General features: G+C 63.0%; 16 protein-coding genes. 5 read left to right on the top strand and 11 right to left on the bottom strand.

Annotated features, from left to right (window positions below; genetic code table 11):
* Positions 1–25: 25 nt before the first annotated feature.
* Positions 26–937, bottom strand: coding sequence for a PP2C family protein-serine/threonine phosphatase (locus KAK11_RS17675; protein WP_210810623.1), 912 nt, complete (start codon positions 935–937; stop codon positions 26–28).
* A 35-nt stretch (positions 938–972) separates the two neighbouring features.
* Positions 973–1,941, bottom strand: a complete 969-nt coding sequence (locus tag KAK11_RS17670; protein ID WP_210810622.1) for a serine/threonine protein kinase — start codon at positions 1,939–1,941, stop codon at positions 973–975.
* Positions 1,942–1,972: 31 nt separating this feature from the next.
* On the opposite strand from KAK11_RS17670, the gene KAK11_RS17665 reads away from it, so the two are divergent.
* From KAK11_RS17665 to KAK11_RS17650, 4 genes are all read left to right on the top strand, one after another.
* Positions 1,973–2,884, top strand: a complete 912-nt coding sequence (locus tag KAK11_RS17665) for a YicC/YloC family endoribonuclease (RefSeq protein WP_210810620.1) — start codon at positions 1,973–1,975, stop codon at positions 2,882–2,884.
* A gap of 5 nt (positions 2,885–2,889) precedes the next feature.
* Positions 2,890–3,507, top strand: a complete 618-nt coding sequence (gmk, locus tag KAK11_RS17660; protein WP_210810619.1) for a guanylate kinase — start codon at positions 2,890–2,892, stop codon at positions 3,505–3,507.
* A 38-nt stretch (positions 3,508–3,545) separates the two neighbouring features.
* Positions 3,546–3,749 carry a DNA-directed RNA polymerase subunit omega gene (rpoZ, locus tag KAK11_RS17655; protein ID WP_210810618.1) on the top strand — a complete coding sequence of 68 codons (204 nt, stop codon included), beginning with the start codon at positions 3,546–3,548 and terminating at the stop codon, positions 3,747–3,749.
* Positions 3,750–3,913: 164 nt separating this feature from the next.
* A complete protein-coding gene (locus KAK11_RS17650) occupies positions 3,914–6,202 on the top strand; it encodes a RelA/SpoT family protein (protein ID WP_210810616.1) in 2,289 nt (762 codons plus the stop codon).
* Between the two features lie 12 nt (positions 6,203–6,214).
* On the opposite strand, the gene KAK11_RS17645 is transcribed toward KAK11_RS17650, so the two are convergent.
* Both KAK11_RS17645 and KAK11_RS17640 read right to left on the bottom strand, forming a co-directional pair.
* Positions 6,215–6,583, bottom strand: a complete 369-nt coding sequence (locus KAK11_RS17645) for a VOC family protein (protein WP_210810615.1) — start codon at positions 6,581–6,583, stop codon at positions 6,215–6,217.
* 59 nt (positions 6,584–6,642) lie between these two features.
* The gene (locus tag KAK11_RS17640; RefSeq protein WP_210810614.1) at positions 6,643–7,959 is read right to left on the bottom strand and encodes an FG-GAP repeat domain-containing protein; all 1,317 of its coding nucleotides are present in this window, start codon (positions 7,957–7,959) and stop codon (positions 6,643–6,645) included.
* A 515-nt stretch (positions 7,960–8,474) separates the two neighbouring features.
* Between KAK11_RS17640 and KAK11_RS17635 the strand changes: the two genes are divergently transcribed.
* Positions 8,475–9,812 (top strand): FG-GAP repeat domain-containing protein, encoded by a 1,338-nt coding sequence (locus KAK11_RS17635; protein WP_210810613.1) that lies wholly within the window; start codon positions 8,475–8,477, stop codon positions 9,810–9,812.
* Positions 9,813–9,914: 102 nt separating this feature from the next.
* Here KAK11_RS17635 and greB read toward each other — a convergent pair whose 3' ends face one another.
* From greB to KAK11_RS17600, 7 genes are all read right to left on the bottom strand, one after another.
* The gene (greB, locus tag KAK11_RS17630) at positions 9,915–10,472 is read right to left on the bottom strand and encodes a transcription elongation factor GreB (protein WP_210810611.1); all 558 of its coding nucleotides are present in this window, start codon (positions 10,470–10,472) and stop codon (positions 9,915–9,917) included.
* Positions 10,469–11,479 carry a tRNA dihydrouridine synthase gene (locus KAK11_RS17625; RefSeq protein WP_246499114.1) on the bottom strand — a complete coding sequence of 337 codons (1,011 nt, stop codon included), beginning with the start codon at positions 11,477–11,479 and terminating at the stop codon, positions 10,469–10,471. The genes greB and KAK11_RS17625 overlap by 4 nt, the downstream gene beginning before the upstream one ends.
* 43 nt (positions 11,480–11,522) lie before the next feature.
* Positions 11,523–12,311, bottom strand: a complete 789-nt coding sequence (locus KAK11_RS17620) for an enoyl-CoA hydratase (RefSeq protein WP_210810608.1) — start codon at positions 12,309–12,311, stop codon at positions 11,523–11,525.
* 10 nt (positions 12,312–12,321) lie between these two features.
* Positions 12,322–13,491 (bottom strand): DUF3108 domain-containing protein, encoded by a 1,170-nt coding sequence (locus KAK11_RS17615; RefSeq protein ID WP_210810607.1) that lies wholly within the window; start codon positions 13,489–13,491, stop codon positions 12,322–12,324.
* 17 nt (positions 13,492–13,508) lie between these two features.
* Positions 13,509–15,236 (bottom strand): M61 family metallopeptidase, encoded by a 1,728-nt coding sequence (locus KAK11_RS17610; protein ID WP_210810606.1) that lies wholly within the window; start codon positions 15,234–15,236, stop codon positions 13,509–13,511.
* A gap of 12 nt (positions 15,237–15,248) precedes the next feature.
* Positions 15,249–15,722 (bottom strand): DUF3429 domain-containing protein, encoded by a 474-nt coding sequence (locus KAK11_RS17605; RefSeq protein WP_210810603.1) that lies wholly within the window; start codon positions 15,720–15,722, stop codon positions 15,249–15,251.
* 105 nt (positions 15,723–15,827) lie between these two features.
* Positions 15,828–16,589, bottom strand: a complete 762-nt coding sequence (locus tag KAK11_RS17600) for a DsbC family protein (RefSeq protein WP_210810602.1) — start codon at positions 16,587–16,589, stop codon at positions 15,828–15,830.
* Positions 16,590–16,599 lie beyond the last annotated feature (10 nt).

The following is a 16,599-nucleotide window of genomic DNA, read 5'->3' as shown; positions in this document are numbered from 1 at the left end:
GTGGCAGCCCGTGCGCCCGGGAAGGCTAGCGCCCCTTTTTGGAGGTGCGCTGAATGGCCTCGTTGATTTCGCGAATGGAGCGCTCGATTTCGGCCTCGTCCAAATCAGGCAGCGTCGCATCGGCCATGCTGGCTTGAATGGTCGAGGCAAAAACATCCTCGCCCAAAGACTGGGTGGACACGCCTGACAGGCTGTCGCGGTCTTCAGCCGCTTCCCACTCCACCGCCAAGACGGTGACGTTGTCGCAGTGCGGGCCACCTTGGCGCAAGGCCTGCTCGACCAGTTCGGGCACCCCGTCAGAAATGGGGCGCGCCGCAAACGTGCTGACGATTTCATCGTCGCTCAACACGCTCCACAAACCGTCCGAGCACAGCAGCACCCGGTCGCCCGCCTGCATCTGAATGGGGCCGACGGTGTCGATTACCGGCTTGCCGGGACTGCCCAAACACGTAAACAAGACCGAGCGGTTGAAGCGCGCATCAATGGGCACCACCTGGGACAAGGTCTCTTGCAGCTCGGTGTAGGAGTGGTCGCGGGTGCGGGCCAACAAGACGCCATCTCGCACGAGGTAGAGGCGCGAGTCACCGCAATGGGCCCAATAAGCGGTGGCACCTTGCATCAGGCAGCCCACCATGGTGGTGCGCGGTGTATCGACCAGTGACTTGTCTGTGGCGTAGCGCAGCAGTTGATAGTGCCCAGCGAGGATGGACTCCTGCAAAAAACGCAGTGGGTTCTTCAACTGCGGCTTGGCCTCGCGCTGGAACGCGGCCGCCATGGTCTGCAGCGCCAACTGAGCCGCGACCTCGCCCTCAGGGTGGCCGCCCATGCCATCGGCCAAAGCGAACAGGCCGGCATCTCGCGTGTAGCAATAGCCCATGCGATCTTCGTTCTTTTCGCGCCCGCCCTTGCGGCTGACTTGGTAGACGGAGAACCTCATGATGGCATGTGCTGGCTAGTGGGAGAACGCAGCCCTTAGCTGCGTGCCCCCGATTTCAAATTCTCGATCTGCAGCTTCAAGCGCTCGGTGAAGCTCAGCGAGGTGTAGCGGCGCTCGGTCTCACGCGAGAGCTCTTTTTGCAGGGCAAACACGCTTTGCGGTCGGGACAGCGGGTCCAACGACATGCACCACTCGGTCACCTCGATGAGGTTGTCAGAGTAGGTGTTGCGCAAGCGCGAGAGCGACAGCGGCAGGCGGTCTTTCTCGATGCGTTGCGGGGCATCGTTGGGCGGGTAGCCCTGCATGCAGGCATAGAGGCAAGCCCCAATCGCGTAGATGTCCGTCCACGGGCCTAAGGCCCCATCGCGGCGGTACATCTCGGGGGCCGCAAAGCCCGGCGTGTACATGGGACGGATGAAATTGCCCTCTTTGGACAGCACTTCGCGCGCCGCGCCGAAATCGAGCAGCACCGCGCGGTTGTCGTTGGTGATGAAGATATTGGCCGGCTTGATGTCCAGGTGCAGCATCTTGTGCTGATGCACGATGCGCAAGCCGCGCAAGATCTCGTCGAACAGGCTGCGAATGGTGGACTCGCGGAATACCTTTTCGCGCTTCAAATCGCGGGCCGTGATGATGAAGTCCTGCAGGGTATCGCCCTGCAAGTAGTTCATCACCATATAGACGGTTTCGTTCTCGCGGAAGAAATTCAGCACCGAGACCACGCTCGGGTGAGAAATCTGGGCGAGCGAGCGCCCTTCTTCGAAGAAGCTCTTCAGGCCCAGGCGATACAGGGGCTGCTTTTCCGGCTTGACGCGTGGAATCAGCTCGCCTGCCGATCGCTCGGCCAGAGACGCCGGTAGGTACTCTTTGAGCGCCACATGGTGCCGACCTTCGTCTTCGGCGAGGTAAACCACACCAAAACCGCCGGCCGCCAGTTTCTTGACGATCTGGTAGCCACCGACCACTGTGCCCGCGGGCAACGGGGCTGGTTTAGGCTTTGACATAATCCTTGTTTTTGCTAGGTGCAAAAGCTCCATGCCAGTTTACAGCATGACCGGGTTCGCCAGCGCCGCTGCCGCCCCCCGGAATGAGGAAGTTCCCACCCAGCCCGGCGTCACCGTCGAGCTGCGTTCGGTCAACAGCCGCTTCCTCGACATCGCCTTCCGCTTACCCGACGAGTTGCGCCACTTGGAGCCCGCTTTGCGCGACCTCCTGGTGGGTGGTCTCAAGCGCGGCAAGGTGGAGGTCCGCGCCGCCCTAGGCCGCGCTGCCGACGAAGGTCTGCCGCAGCCCAGCTCTGAGCAGCTCAACCGCTTGGCGCGCATGGAGTCTTCCGTGGCCGCCTGGCTGCCCAAGGCCAAGCCCTTGAGCGTGCATGAGGCCTTGCAATGGTGCCGCGGCAGCGCCGCGCCCACGGCTGCCCCGCAGTGGGACGAATTGACACTGGCCGCCGCCCGCGAGGGGCTGACCGCGCTGCGCGAGGCCCGCAGCCGCGAAGGTGAGCGTCTGGTGCAGATCCTGATGGAGCGCGTGCACAAGCTGCGCGAGCTGGCCGCCCAGGCCGAGCCCCAGGTGCCGCTGGTGGTCAAGCGCCAGCAGGAGCGCTTCTTGGAGCGCTGGAACGAAGCCTTGCAAAGCGCTGGCGCCGGCCATGCGATGACAGCCGAGTCCGCCCGCGAGCGCGCATTGTCGGAAGCCGCCGCCTTTGCCATCCGCATTGATGTGGCTGAAGAGCTCTCTCGCCTCAAGGCACATTTGGACGAGATCGAGCGTTTGCTGACGGCTGGTGGCGAGCTGGGTAAGCGCCTGGACTTCCTGATCCAAGAGCTGCACCGCGAAGCCAATACCTTGGGCTCTAAATCTGCCGCGCTGGAGCTGACCGGCATCTCGGTGGAGATGAAGGTCTTGATCGAACAGATGCGCGAGCAGGTTCAAAACATCGAGTAAACACCATGGAGATGCCCGGAAACCTCTACGTCGTGGCCGCCCCCAGCGGGGCCGGCAAATCCAGCTTGGTCAAGGCCTTGCTGGAGGTCGACTCTCACCTCAATGTCTCGGTCTCGCACACCACGCGCCAGCCGCGCGGGCAAGAGCAGCATGGCCGCGAGTATTTCTTCATCCAACCCGACGAGTTCAAAGCCATGATTGAGCGCGGCGAGTTTGTCGAGTGGGCGGCCGTGCATGGCAACCACTACGGCACCTCGCGCGGTGTGATCGAGGGCCTGCTGACCCAGGGCAAAGACGTGCTGCTGGAGATTGACTGGCAAGGCGCCTTGCAGATCCGCAAGCTCTTCCCGGCTGCGGTGTTGATCTTCATCTTGCCGCCGAGCTGGGAAGAGCTGGAGCAGCGCCTGCGCCGCCGTGGCGAGGACCAGGCCGATGTCATCGCAACCCGCTTGGAGAATGCCCGCACCGAGGTGGCTCAGGCCCAGTTTTTCGACTACGTTATAATCAACGCCCTCTTCGAGACTGCCGTCTTTGACCTGAAGACAGTGGTCCACTCACAGCGCTTGAAATATGCGGCCCAACGCCGCGCCAAGGCGGCTGTGTTTCATTCGCTGGGCATTTAAGCCTCAGCGCTTCCTTACCAAGAGTCACTGGATCCCACATGGCCCGCATCACCGTCGAAGACTGCCTGAACAAGATCCCCAACCGCTTCCAGCTCGTGTTGGCCGCCACCTACCGCGCTCGCATGCTGAGCCAAGGCCACACCCCCCGCGTGGAAAGCAAGAACAAGCCCGGCGTGACCGCGCTGCGCGAAATCGCCGCCGGCGAAGTGGGCCTGGAGATGTTGCGCAAGGTCCCGACCTGACCACCAGTCACTGGCCACTCCGTCTGGCCTGACCACGACAAAGGGCGCTCAAGCGCCCTTTTTTCATGCCTGCCATTTCAGGGTTCATTGGCTTGGCCCAGGGAATTGCGAGGGCTTGGCGGCATCTTGCTCAAGTTACAGCGTATTTCCGCTAAATTCGAGCCATGGTGATTCGCACACTTGCTGACTTTCTCCCCGCCGCCCTGCAGTCCAAACCCCGGGTGCCCGCAGGCAGCCCGAGCGCGATGCCGCCGGAAGTCAGCTCCTTTGCCGCCCTCTCCGACAAGCTCGGCTACCTCAGCAAGACCGACCTCAAGCTGATCCGCGACGCCTACAAGTTCGCCGACGAAGCCCATCTGGGCCAGTTCCGCGCCAGTGGTGAGCCCTACATCACCCACCCGATTGCGGTGGCCGGCTTGGTGGCCGACTGGAAACTGGACGCGCAAGCCATCATGGCCGCGCTGATGCACGATGCCATGGAAGACTGTGGCATCACCAAGGTCGAGTTGATTGAGCGCTTTGGTGCCCCCACTGCCGAGTTGGTGGACGGCCTGACTAAGCTCGACAAGCTGCAGTTCTCGACCCGCGAAGAAGGCCAGGCGGAGTCCTTTCGCAAGATGCTCTTGGCCATGTCGCGTGATGTGCGGGTCATCTTGGTCAAGCTGGCCGACCGTTTGCACAATATGCGCACCATGGCGGCCATGGCGCCCAATAAGCGCGGCCGCATTGCCCGCGAGACGCTGGACATCTACGCCCCCATCGCCCACCGTCTGGGTTTGAACCAGACCTATCGCGAGCTGCAAGAGCTGTCCTTCTCTTACCTGCACCCCTGGCGCCACGCGGCCCTGGAGAAGGCCTTGCAGCGCGCGCGGGGCTATCGCCGCGACATTGTGTCGCGGGTCCAAAACGATGTGATCAAGGCTTTTGGCGAAGCCCGCATGCGCGTGGACATCTCGGGCCGGGAGAAAACTGTTTTCTCCATCTACCGCAAGATGCGCGAGAAGCACGCCGGCTTTGCGCAGGTCAATGACATCTTTGGCTTTCGCATCGTTGTGGCCAACTTGATGGACTGCTATCACGCGCTGGGCGTGCTGCACCAGCTCTACAAGCCCGTACCCGGGCGCTTCAAAGACTACATCGCCATCCCCAAACCGAATGGCTATAAGTCCTTGCACACCACCTTGGTGAGCCCCTTGGGCACGGCCGTGGAGTTTCAGATCCGCACGGATGAAATGCATGCCGTGGCCGAAGCCGGCATTGCCGCACACTGGCTCTACAAAGTGGGCGCACAAAAGAACGTCAACCCCAGCGATGTGGCCCAGCGCTTGGGTGCGATGTGGCTCAAGTCCCTGCTGGACATCCAGAACGAGACGCGCGACGCCTCGGAGTTCTTGGAGCACGTCAAGATCGACTTGGTGCCGGACGCGGTCTATGTGTTCACGCCCAAGAGCAAGATCCTGGCCCTGCCGCGGGGCGCCACGCCCATCGACTTCGCCTACGCCATCCACTCGGATGTGGGTGACCATTGCGTGGCGGCCAAAATCAATGGCGAACCCGCCGCCTTGCGGGCCGAACTGCGCAGCGGCGATGTGGTGGAGGTGGTCACCGCCACGGGTGCGCGCCCCAACCCGGCGTGGCTGAACTTTGTGCGCACAGGCCGCGCCCGCAGCAAGATCCGCCATTTCTTGAAGAACCTGGAGCACGAGGAATCGCAAGAGCTGGGCTTGAAGATGCTGAGCCAGGCCCTGCGCGCCGAAGGCCTGAGCCTGCCACCGCTGAGCGAAGACGCAGCCGGCCAGAACCCAGCCTGGTCCGCCTTGCTGCGCTGGAGTGGCAACCGCAGCACCACCGAGTTGCTGGTGGACATTGGCCTGGGCAAGAAGATTGCCACCATCGTGGCCAAGCGCATGGCCAAGCTGCTGCTGGAACAAGGCGAGCGCCCAGACGCGGTCACGCTGAGCCTGGGCCGCTATGGGCATGACGACAACACACCCACCCAAGGCCTGGTGGTGATTGACGGCACTGAAGCCGCCTCCATCTCCATGGCGCCGTGTTGCCGCCCGGTGCCGGGCGACGCCATCGTCGGCTACTTTGGCCGCGGCGAAGGCTTGATCGTCCACATGAGCGACTGCCTGGCCGGCAAACGCCTCTACGAGCGCGACCCTGAGCGCTGGATGCAGGTGGAATGGGCCGAACAACCTACCCGGCCTTTTGAAGCCGCCGTGCAGGTGCTGGTCAGCAATGGCAAGGGCGTGCTCGCCCAAGTGGCACAGGCCGTGTCGGCCGCTGAAGCGGACATCACCCACATTGCCATGGGCGATGAAGCGGTGGGCGAAACGGTCGAGATCCGGATCTTGGTTAGCGTGCGCGACCGCCTGCATTTGGCCGATGTGCTGCGCACGCTCAAGCGCTCACCGTCGGTGTTGCGCACCCAGCGGGTGCGGGCTAAATGAAGCCCGCTGGCCTCAACCCATGAAGAAGAAATTGAGCTTGTTGCCGTCCAAGTCGCGCCAGTACGCCGCATAGAAGCCCTCACCTCGGGGGCCGGGCGCACCTTCATCGGTGGCGCCTAACTCGATGGCCTTGCGGTAATACGCATCCACCTTTTCTTTGCTGTCGACCACCAAGGCCACCATGCTGCCGTTGCCCACGGTAGCGGCCTGCTTGTTGAACGGCGTCATCACCCCCACGCCGGGCTTGTCCATGGAGACGCCCCAGGCCACGCCCGAGGGGCCATCCCAGATTCGCGAGGCGCCCATGGCCCCGAACAGGGCATCGTAAAACGCCACGGCACGCGGCAGGTCGTTGGTGCCCAGGGTCACATAGCCAATCATGCTGATCTCCGGTGAATCGACGTGCTGAGCATACGCCGACTCACCCAAGCCCCAGAGGATCAGCGGCCCCGGATTTGCCCCAGGATAGCGTCGCGCCACTGCGCCTTTCGTTGGGCCTCCGTGGGCAGAGCAACAGCGCCTTGAACACTGCTGGAGGCCTTGTGGTCAAACAGGACCACATAGCTGTCCCCCACCTCGCCTTCCAGCCCGCGCCCCAGGTGAACCACACCGGGCTCCGCGGCCGTGGCCAACCAAGAACAGCCATAGGCCTGGGGTTCATTGACCAGGACTTGCTGCGCCCATTGGTCTGCGTAGGGGCTGGCGTAGAAGACGCGATCCGGCCAGGTGTCGGTCATCGACCCCTTGGCTTTGACCTGGTCTTGGCAGGCCTTGCTGTCGGCCTGCGTGACATAGAGATCGGGGCGGCCGTCGCCGTTGAGGTCGCCGATGGCAATGCTGTTGCCTTTGACCGGCAGTGGCGACGACCAGCTCGCTGTGGAAGGCAGGCTGCCGTTGGCCGCCTGAAGGTAAAGCTCTATGCGGTATTGCCCAGCCTCTTCCACCGACACCACCAGATCTCGACGACCATCGCCATTGACGTCGTGGATCTCCGCGGTGATCCAGGTCTTCGTGGCCATGGGCAACACTGCGGTGCGCCAGCTGATGTCGGCTTGCTGATACAGCACCACGCTGTCGGCCGCGGCAGTGCCGCCTTCGCCGACGGTTCGGCACAGCAGCAGGTCGTCTAAGCCATCACCATTCAAGTCCCCACTGCGCGAGCAATTGTTATAGGTCGTGACGTTGACCGCCGGCTCTGGGACCTCGGTGAAATAGAAGCTGCCGGGTGCGCCGTAGCGGAACAGGCGATTGATATTGGGCTTGCCATCGCTGCGATACGCGCCATGCACTGTGGTCCAGACCCCTTGCGTACCATCCGCCCATTTGAAGGGCTGGACGGTGCGTCCGCGTCCGTACGGGTCTTCAATACCTGTCGGCTTGGTGATGCGCTCCATGCTCACCGCCTTCTTGGACGAGGTATTGCGAAAGACTTCGTTGACGCCCTCGCCCTTGCCCTTGTCTGCCCCGAGCGTGCAGACCATGTCGATCTTGCCGTCGCCATCAAGGTGCATGAAACCGCATTCATGCCGGTCCATATTGCCGCCATCGACGGCTTGGGTGGGCAGCTTGTACTTCTGGAGGGTGTACTTGCCAGGGCTGCCCTTCTGGCAGGCGAAAGGCGAGTCTTTCAGGTCATGCCCCACAAACCAGTAGTCGATGCACCCGATGGCTCGGAAGTCATGCGAAGCCCGCCCATAGACCTTTTTGCCTGTCTCGACCAAGGTGTACTCGGGCAGCGAGGGAATGGTCTGCGCCATCACCTCTGTGCTTGCCCCGGCCCCGATGCTGACCCAGGTCAGCCACACACCCGCCACACCCACTAGCCCCCCTGGGGCCCTTCTTTGTTTCTGTGCCATCTATCCCTCGAATTGCTTTGCACCTAACTTTCTAGCTAGGTGGTGTTTTAGGAACGTTGTGCCGCCTAACGTCACAACTGCCTCTACACACGCAGAGCTCATTCGGGAATGGACAAGGCCTCCAAAAATTTTCCTGTCTGAGGCGAGGCCGCCTTTCGCTATCACGCCGGGGCCCAGCGCTTTGCGCTCCTGCACGCCGGCCGCCGCCCACCCTACGGTTCAGCCCTGGACCATGGCTTTGGCGCCCCGCCAGATGAAGGGCCAGTACTCACACTGCCCCATGGCCACAAATGGATGAATCACCTTTATCCGCCCTGGTACCGAAAAATTCATCTCCGGCGAGATATGTAAACATCAAATTCATGGCTGAAATTATCAAGGGGATTGATTTAGATTGATCTAACGATCCGCCATAAATGCCGAAGACCACCATGAATTCAAGTTCATTCCCGGTTGACCACCAGAGAACCAAAATCATTTTCTCCACCTTCGCTATTTTGTTGATGGTGACGCCCAGCATCAGCGTCGCTCAAACAATCAAATTGGAGCCAACTTATCAATTGATTGAATCCCGCAAAAAGGTGTATGGGCGCGGCTCTTATGACTTCAGAGGCATAGGATGCAAAGATTATTGGTTTGTGGGACACGACACCAGCGATGGGCCCTTCCTGTGTAGCCTTGGGGGTGGCATTCAATACAGCGCACAGAAATTCAGCCTGCCAGATACGGCCCTGGATGGAGACAAGGCAGACCGGCATGAATGTGGATTCATGCATCTGGACGCAGACAAGAAAATAGACATGGTGTGCGCCATCGGCGCCAATGAAGGCAAAGGGCAAGGCCCCAACGAGGTGTATCGCAACGTCTCCACAAAGTCCAACGTGAAGATGCAGCGAATGACAAACACCACAGGGCTAGAAGACATCTATGGAAGGAGCCGCACGGTAGAACCCTTCCGTTGGGCGGATGGCACTCAAGGTGTTTGGATTACCGTGCATGGGGCCTTGCGCCCCGATGGCCATGCAAATATAAACAGGCTGTTTCGATACAACGGATCGGGGAAATATACCTTCTCCGAAATTGTGGAGCCCTTGGTAAACATCACGACCTACAACAACTGCTCCCGCAGCGGCGACCTCAATGGCGATGGGCTGGATGACCTCGTGCTGTGTCGCACCGTGGGCCAAAATGGTAAGAGCCCTGCGCCAAGCATTATTTTATATCAAAACCCCAATAATACTTGGCGGCAAGCTGAATTACCTATGGTCAAGCAGCAATGGATCACCGCGGAGATCGAAGACCTTAATCACGATGGGCGCAAAGACCTGATCGTTTCGGTCAGCGATGCAAGCAATCATTCCATTGAAGTTTATTTTCAATCTTCGGATGGCAGCTTGCCAGCTCAGCCATCTTGGACGGCGAATCTAACGACTCAAGCCAACAGTATTGCAGTGGGCGACATGGACGGCGATGGCCGCGCCGACCTCTATGTCACGCAGTCTGACAAAGAGGCCTGCCAACAGCTCTCCGTGACATTGAAGAATATGAAAGACACATGGCCGGATATTCTTTTCCACACCCATGGCAGAACCGATGGCTGGACACCGCTGACGCTGAACACCGAGCCCCAAGCGAACGGGTGTTCGTGGCTGGCCACCGCCGCAGGCCCAGGCATCATCCATTTGGCACGGGGTTATGAGGGGCACCATGGCGATAACTACGCCATCCGGTTTACCTCATCCCCAACGAAATGACTTGATCCTGGAGTGATGCACCACGCCGGTACGGGTGAACCGCTCCTGATCGATGCTCACACATCGCGCAGACCAGATGTTTGACGCGATGTGCAGAGGACTTCAGGCTGGCTTCGGGTATCTCACTTCGACCACTTCCAGCGACTCCAAGCCGCCAGGGGTCATCAACTGCACCTCGTCACCTTCCCGAGCCTTCAGCAGCGCACGCGCAATCGGGGCGATCCAGCTCACTTCGCCTGCTAGGTGGTCGACCTCGTCGATGCCTTTGATGGTGATCGTCCGCTCTTCGCCTTTGCTGTTGGCGTAGGTCACGGTGGCGCCAAAGTAGATTTGGTCGCTGCCGTGGTGGGCTGAGGGGTCGACCACCTCGGCCACATCCAGGCGCTTGGTCAGGAAGCGGATGCGGCGGTCGATCTCGCGCAGGCGCTTTTTGCCGTAGAGGTAGTCGCCGTTCTCGGAGCGGTCGCCGTTGGACGCCGCCCAGTGCACGATCTCCACAATGCGCGGGCGCTCGTTGTCGATCAAGTTCAGCAGTTCATCGCGCAGCCGGGCATAGCCTGCCGGCGTCATGTAGTTCTTGCTGCCGGCGGGCAGCGGCGGCAACGCGCCGCTGTCATCGTCATCGTCGCTGTCGGCTTCTTTGGTGAATGCTTTACTCATGCCATCACCCGAGGGGCGTCGTGTTGTGGCGCAGGGGCCGCAGCAAACTCATGGAACAGGCGATGGGCCAATCGCTGCGGGTCGTTGTCGGTGCGCAAAGCGGTGTAGGCGGCTTGCGCTTCGGGGTAATGGCGGCGCAGGTAATTGAGCCACTGCTTCAAGCGCCCGGCGCGGTTGCGCGGCACGATATGGGCGCAGACGGAGGCCCAAAAGCTCTGCAACAGCGGCTGCAGCTCGGCCCAACTCAGGCCGCCTTGAGCCTTGGCCCCCGGATCACCGTGCGCCAAGATGGCCAAGGCCAATCCAGGGTTGGCCACCATGCCGCGGCCCAGCATCAGCGCATCGCAGCCCGAGGCCGCGCGGCAGGCTTGCGCATCGGCCACCGTCCAGATTTCGCCATTGGCCACCAGAGGCACGGCCACGGCTTGGCGGATGTCGGCCACCCGCTCCCAGTAAGCCGGCGGGCGATAGGCCTGGGCCTTGGTGCGGGCATGCACCACCAGCTCGGCCACACCGCCCTCCACCAGCGCCAGCGCACACTCCACCGCACGGCTGTCGTCTTGATTGCCCAGGCGCATCTTGGCCGACACGGGCAGGCCCGCGGGCACCGCCGCGCGCACGCTGCGGGCAATGCGGTGCAAGAGATCCGGCTCATCCAGCAGGGTCGCGCCGCCACCATGGCGGTTGACGATCTTGGCGGGGCAGCCAAAGTTCAGGTCAATGCCGGGCGCCCCCATCTCGGCGATGCGGGCGGCGTTGTCCGCCAAACACGCCGGGTCGCTGCCCAAGAGCTGCGGCCGCACCAAGACACCCGCTGGCGTGCGCCAGCCGTTAGCCTCCTCCGGCACGATGCGGCTGAAGACCCGGTGCGGCAAGAGCTGGTCGGTGATGCGGATGAACTCGCTAACACACCGGCTGATGCCCCCGGCGCGCGTCAAGGCGTCGCGCAGGGTGTGGTCGAGCAAGCCCTCCATCGGGGCCAGCAACAGGGGGCCAATCGCACTCATGGTGCTGTCACGTCACGGTGCGGTCTGGGGCGCAATGCGCGCGTCAGCGGTGCTTGAACTCAGGCGCGCGCTTTTGCACAAAAGCGCCCATGCCTTCACGCTGGTCTTGCGTGCCGAACAGCGAGTGGAACAGGCGGCGCTCATAGCGCACCCCGGTGGACAGGCCGCTCTCGAAAGACTCGTTGACCAATTCCTTGATCATCATCACCGAAGGCTGGCTCTGGGCATTGATTTGGGCGCACAGGGCCAAGGCTTCTTCCATCAGGTTGGCCAAGGGGATCACGCGCGAAACCAAGCCCGCGCGCTCCGCGTCTTCGGCCGTCATGAACTTGCCCGTCAGCAGCAGCTCCATGGCCTTTGACTTGCCAATCGCACGCGGCAAGCGCTGGGTACCGCCCGCACCAGGGACGATGCCGATCTTGATCTCGGGCTGGCCAAAGCGGGCGTTGTCCGCTGCCAGCACCACATCACACATCATGGCCACTTCGCAGCCCCCGCCCAAGGCAAAGCCGGCCACCGCGGCGATCACCGGCTTGCGCACCTGGCGGATGGTCTCCCAGTTGCGGCTGATGTGCTGGCGGTGGAAGGCTTCCATGTGGTCGTAATCCGCCATGGCGGAAATGTCGGCCCCTGCGGCAAAGGCCTTCTCACTGCCGGTGACGATGATGCTGCCAATGCTGCTGTCACGGTCAAAGGCCATCAAGGCCTCGCCCAACTCATCCATCAACTGGTCGTTGAGCGCATTCATCTGCTTGGGGCGGTTCAGCGTGATCACGCCCGTCTTCAAGGGGCCGTCACCGCGCACGTCGGTCAAGATGCATTCATAAGCCATTGCGAGTCTCCTATCGTTGAGGGGGGGCGGCCACAGGCGTGGGCACGTCGTTGGCCTGAAGGGGCCGCGAGGCCAAGGTCAGCTCGGCAGACGCGCCCGTTTTGGCCTGGGCAAACCGAATTCGAACCGGCAAATACTGCAAGCTGGGTGCCAACCAAACCTCCATGGTGATTTCGTCACCGCGCCCATTGCCGGTACGCGGCACCAAGTGCAAGGTCTCTGTCGGCCCAAACGGCAGGTCCACCGTCTGAAATCCGGTCACATCATAGGTCCAAGCGCCCAGCCGCCGGGGCAGCGCCAGTGGCAGCTCGAGCGTCTGGCCAGGCTGCGCCAAGTCGGGCTGGGTCAACATGCGCCAAGTGATTTGCACCAACTGGCTGGCCGGGTCCTGCACACCCGGCACCGTGGCTGTGGGTGTGCCGTTGGCCAATTCGATCTGGTCGGCACCGAAGCGCACTGTCTGACGCCGGGTGGCCGAGAACGGCGCATCGGTTTCCTCGTCATAGCGCTGCGGCGTCAGGCCCACCGTGCTCAAGACCCCGTCGCTCAACATGCGGCGGGTGAAGATCAGCGCAGCACCCACCTCAATGCGGACTTGGTAGCGCTGATCCCGGCGCAACCATTCCACCGTGGCATTACCCTCAAAAGGCCCCCGAAAGTCGCCGACCAATTTATAGACGAGCCGCGTGGAGGCGGGCCACGCAAAGGGCTGGGGCGTGAGCCCCGGCGGCGCGGGGCTGGCCATGCTCCATTCGACCGAATGGGGTGGCGGGGGCACCTCGGTGGGTGGCGGCACCGGGCCTTCTTCCCTCACTTGCGCCACCTCGACGGGCGGCGGCGGCGGGGTGGTGGGCTGCGGAGGCGGCTCGGGCGCTGAGGCCGCTGAGGCTGCCGGGTCCGCTTGGGCCACCACCGGCGCCGGTGGCGCGGCCGGCGGCGGCGGCGCCACCAACACGGGCGGTGCCTCAGGCATCAACTCCTTCACAAAGCTCACATCCAGCGCTTTGGGCGCAGTGTCTGCGTCGCCCTCGCCGATGCGAGACTCCGCCACTTGCCAGGCTATGCCGGCATGGGCCAAGACCACCACCACCACCAAGCCGGCCAGCAGGCGCCGGTGGCGCGCAAAGCCCGGTGCAGCGGCACGGGCTGGGGTCGCGGAGTGGCGAGCCGATGGGGCCATGAATGGGTCGCGAATGCTCAGGCCTTGAGCCAGGCTTGACGCAGCGCTTTGGCCGCAGCGCCAGGGCTGGCGTCCAGGCTCAGCGTCAGGTTCTCTGTCAAGGCCGCATCACCGCCCCGCTGCACCTGCACCGTGGCCAGGCGCTGCTGGCGCGCCAAGGTCAACTCAAACGCTTGACCAGCCTGCAGCCATTGCGCAGCGTCGTCGAGACGGCGCACGCGCCAGCCATTCACGGCCAGCAGCTCATCGCCAGCCGACACGCCCGCCGCAGCCGCAGCGCCGCCGCTCAGCACGGACTTGACATGCACGCCGCCCAGCGCGGTTTCGGTGAGCTTGAGCCCCAAGCTGGCCGAGAAGCCGGACGCCTCGCGGCCCACCTGCACCCCTGCCGCTTTGAGCGCGGCCTCCAGCGGCAGGTCGCCCCGGCCATGCACCCAGGCCTGCACCTCTTGCGCCAACTCGGCCCCGGCCAAGGCATCCACCTCCGCCAAGATGTCGACCTCGGTCACCGCGCCGCCATGGCAGCGCGTCCACAGGCCGCGCATCAGCTCGTCCAAGCTGCCTCGGCCGGCTTGGCGCAGCCGCAAGTCCAGCAACAGGGCGATCAGGGCGCCCTTGGTGTAGTAGCTGATGGTGGCGTTCGGCGTGTTCTCGTCAATGCGGTAGTACTTGACCCAGGCGTCAAAGCTGGACTCGGCCACGCTCTGCACATGGCGGCCCGGCGTGCTGCGCACACCGTTCCAGGTTTGCGCCATCAGCTTCAGGTAGCGCGGCGCGTCAATCAGGCCGGAGCGCAGCAGCAGCAGGTCGTCGTAATAGGAGGTGAAGCCTTCGAAGAACCACAGCAGCTCGGTGTAGTTCTCTTGGCTCAAGTCATAGGGCACAAACTCGGCCGGCTTCAGGCGCTTAACGTTCCAGGTGTGGAAGTACTCGTGGCTGATCAAGCCCAGCAGCTTCACATAGCCATCGTTGAGGCCGGTCTGGCCTTGGCGCGGTAGATCCCGCCGGTTGGCAATCAGCGCAGTGCTGGCGCGGTGCTCCAAACCGCCGTAGCCGTCTTCGGTGGCATAGAGCATGAACACATAGCGGCCAAAGGGCGGCTTCTTGCGGCCATGCCAAAAGCTGATCTGCGTGGCACAAATCTTTTGGGTGTCGGCCAGCAAACGCTCGCCGTCAAAGCTGGGCCACGCGCCCGCCACCACAAACTCATGCGGCACGCCGTTGGCCACAAACTCGCCGCGCCAAAACGCGCCCAGCTCAAAGGGGTGGTCGATCAACTCGTCGTAGTCGGCGCTCTGCCAACGCAGCTTGCCGGTGGCCGTCATGCCTGTGGCCACGTCCCAGCCCTTGGGCAGGCGGGCGATCTCGACCTGGTGGGGCTGCTGCTCGCGCCCCATCACGCTCAAGCACAGGCTGGTGGGGTTGAAGAAGCCGCGCCGGTCATCCAGATAGGCCGTGCGCACCGAGGCGTCAAAGGCATAAACCTCATAGCTCAGCGTCAGTGCGGCCTTGCCGCTGCACTCGGCCACCCAGGTGGATTTGTCGACCTGGGTCAAGCTCACCTCGCGCGCGCCTTGGCGGGCGCTCAGACGGCTCAAGTGACGGCCGAACTCGCGCACCAAGTAGCTGCCCGGGATCCACACCGGCAGGGTCAGCCAAGTCTGGGTGTCGGGGGCCGGCACCGTCAAGGTCACCGCAAAGCGGTGCTCGGTGGCGCTGGCCACCTCAATACGATAGGAGATCATGGTGTGGAGTCCTTAAATCCCGGCAGCGCCAAGGAAACAAGAGAATGCAGCCACCGCGCTGAGGCGGAAGCGCAAGGTCAGCCAATGCGCCTGGCCGCAGGCCACGTAGAGCCGGCGGTCGACCAGGTAGCACACCACCAAGGCCGTCCCCAGCAGCGCCAGCCCGGCGTGCGGCGGCATGACGATGCCTACCCAAGCCAGTAGTGGCGGCACCACCGCCCAGCGAAAGGCCCGTGGGCCGGGGGCGTCTGCCCGCATGGCCAGGCCCCAATGCACGCCGCCCAAGAACGCGACGATGGTGGCCGCATAGGCGGCGAAGGCCAGCGTCACTTCGGGCTGCACGTCGGGCCACACCACCCAGACCAGCAGCGAGAGCACGACAAAAGGAATGAGCCCCCCATAGCCCATGCGGCGCGCCCACAGCGGCGGCTCGTCAGGCTGCAAAACGTCGGGCAGAGAAGGTGGAAGAGACGACGGCGTGTTCATGGCGCGCGATTGTCGCCCGAGCCACGCCGCCGCAACGTGGGCCACACGCGACACCCCCAGCTTGGGAGGGGTAGCCGTGGCGTTCGGCACACGCCTAGGAGCGGCTTAGCCCTTCTTGGCTGCCGCCAGCATCTTTTCGATCTGCTCGGCCGGGATGGCACCGGGGGCGCGGCTGCCGTCTTCAAAGATCACGGCCGGCGTGGCCTGGATCTTGTGTTTGCGCGCCAGGGCCATATTGCGGTCCAGAGCGGCGGTGTCGCACTTCTCGGCCGCCTTGGCGGCCGGTTGGCCGTCGATCATCCAGGCCCGCCAGGCCTTGGGCTGGTCTTTGGCGCACCACAGGTCACGCGCCTTCAGCACCGAATCCGCGCCCAGGATGGGGATGATGAAGTTGTAGACCGTCACATCTTTGACGTTCACCAGATCGCGCTCGATCTTTTTGCAATAGCCGCAGTTCGGGTCCGAAAACACCACCATCTTGCGCGCGCCCGTGCCCTGCTTGATGACCACCGCATCTTTCAGCGGCAGCTTGGCGAAATCCACGGCGGTGAGCTTGTCGATGCGGGCCTTGGTGATGTCGGTCTTGGTGCGGGTATCAAACAGCGCGCCTTCGATCAGGAAATTGCCATCCTCATCGCTGTAGAGAATGTCCGTGCCCATGCGCAGCTCGTAGATGCCGGGAATGGCGGTCTTGCTGATCTCGTCGATGCGCGGCAGGTTGCCCATGCGGTCGGCCAGGTTCTTGCGGATGGACGCTTCGTCGGCCTGCGCGCCAGAAGCCAGGGCCAAGCCCAGCGGCAGAGCCAAAGCCGCTGTGCGGGCCCAGAAAGCAGCCGAGCGTGCGGCAGAAGCGGTGGTCTTGAACATGGTCATCCTT

Source organism: Ideonella paludis (assembly GCF_018069865.1).
GTDB classification, from domain to species: domain Bacteria; phylum Pseudomonadota; class Gammaproteobacteria; order Burkholderiales; family Burkholderiaceae_C; genus Ideonella; species Ideonella paludis.
The sequence above is the reverse complement of the archived record's forward strand: the minus strand, read 5'-3'. Positions and strand labels throughout refer to the sequence as shown.

What these genes read in the sequence shown, in the direction of transcription:
- KAK11_RS17675 (WP_210810623.1), bottom strand. Translation starts at nt 937, where the DNA reads ATGAGGTTCTCCGTCTACCAAGTCAGCCGCAAGGGCGGGCGCGAAAAG.
- KAK11_RS17670 (WP_210810622.1), bottom strand. Translation starts at nt 1,941, where the DNA reads ATGTCAAAGCCTAAACCAGCCCCGTTGCCCGCGGGCACAGTGGTCGGT.
- KAK11_RS17665 (WP_210810620.1), top strand. Translation starts at nt 1,973, where the DNA reads ATGCCAGTTTACAGCATGACCGGGTTCGCCAGCGCCGCTGCCGCCCCC.
- gmk (WP_210810619.1), top strand. Translation starts at nt 2,890, where the DNA reads ATGGAGATGCCCGGAAACCTCTACGTCGTGGCCGCCCCCAGCGGGGCC.
- rpoZ (WP_210810618.1), top strand. Translation starts at nt 3,546, where the DNA reads ATGGCCCGCATCACCGTCGAAGACTGCCTGAACAAGATCCCCAACCGC.
- KAK11_RS17650 (WP_210810616.1), top strand. Translation starts at nt 3,914, where the DNA reads ATGGTGATTCGCACACTTGCTGACTTTCTCCCCGCCGCCCTGCAGTCC.
- KAK11_RS17645 (WP_210810615.1), bottom strand. Translation starts at nt 6,583, where the DNA reads ATGATTGGCTATGTGACCCTGGGCACCAACGACCTGCCGCGTGCCGTG.
- KAK11_RS17640 (WP_210810614.1), bottom strand. Translation starts at nt 7,959, where the DNA reads ATGGCGCAGACCATTCCCTCGCTGCCCGAGTACACCTTGGTCGAGACA.
- KAK11_RS17635 (WP_210810613.1), top strand. Translation starts at nt 8,475, where the DNA reads ATGCCGAAGACCACCATGAATTCAAGTTCATTCCCGGTTGACCACCAG.
- greB (WP_210810611.1), bottom strand. Translation starts at nt 10,472, where the DNA reads ATGAGTAAAGCATTCACCAAAGAAGCCGACAGCGACGATGACGATGAC.
- KAK11_RS17625 (WP_246499114.1), bottom strand. Translation starts at nt 11,479, where the DNA reads ATGAGTGCGATTGGCCCCCTGTTGCTGGCCCCGATGGAGGGCTTGCTC.
- KAK11_RS17620 (WP_210810608.1), bottom strand. Translation starts at nt 12,311, where the DNA reads ATGGCTTATGAATGCATCTTGACCGACGTGCGCGGTGACGGCCCCTTG.
- KAK11_RS17615 (WP_210810607.1), bottom strand. Translation starts at nt 13,491, where the DNA reads ATGGCCCCATCGGCTCGCCACTCCGCGACCCCAGCCCGTGCCGCTGCA.
- KAK11_RS17610 (WP_210810606.1), bottom strand. Translation starts at nt 15,236, where the DNA reads ATGATCTCCTATCGTATTGAGGTGGCCAGCGCCACCGAGCACCGCTTT.
- KAK11_RS17605 (WP_210810603.1), bottom strand. Translation starts at nt 15,722, where the DNA reads ATGAACACGCCGTCGTCTCTTCCACCTTCTCTGCCCGACGTTTTGCAG.
- KAK11_RS17600 (WP_210810602.1), bottom strand. Translation starts at nt 16,589, where the DNA reads ATGTTCAAGACCACCGCTTCTGCCGCACGCTCGGCTGCTTTCTGGGCC.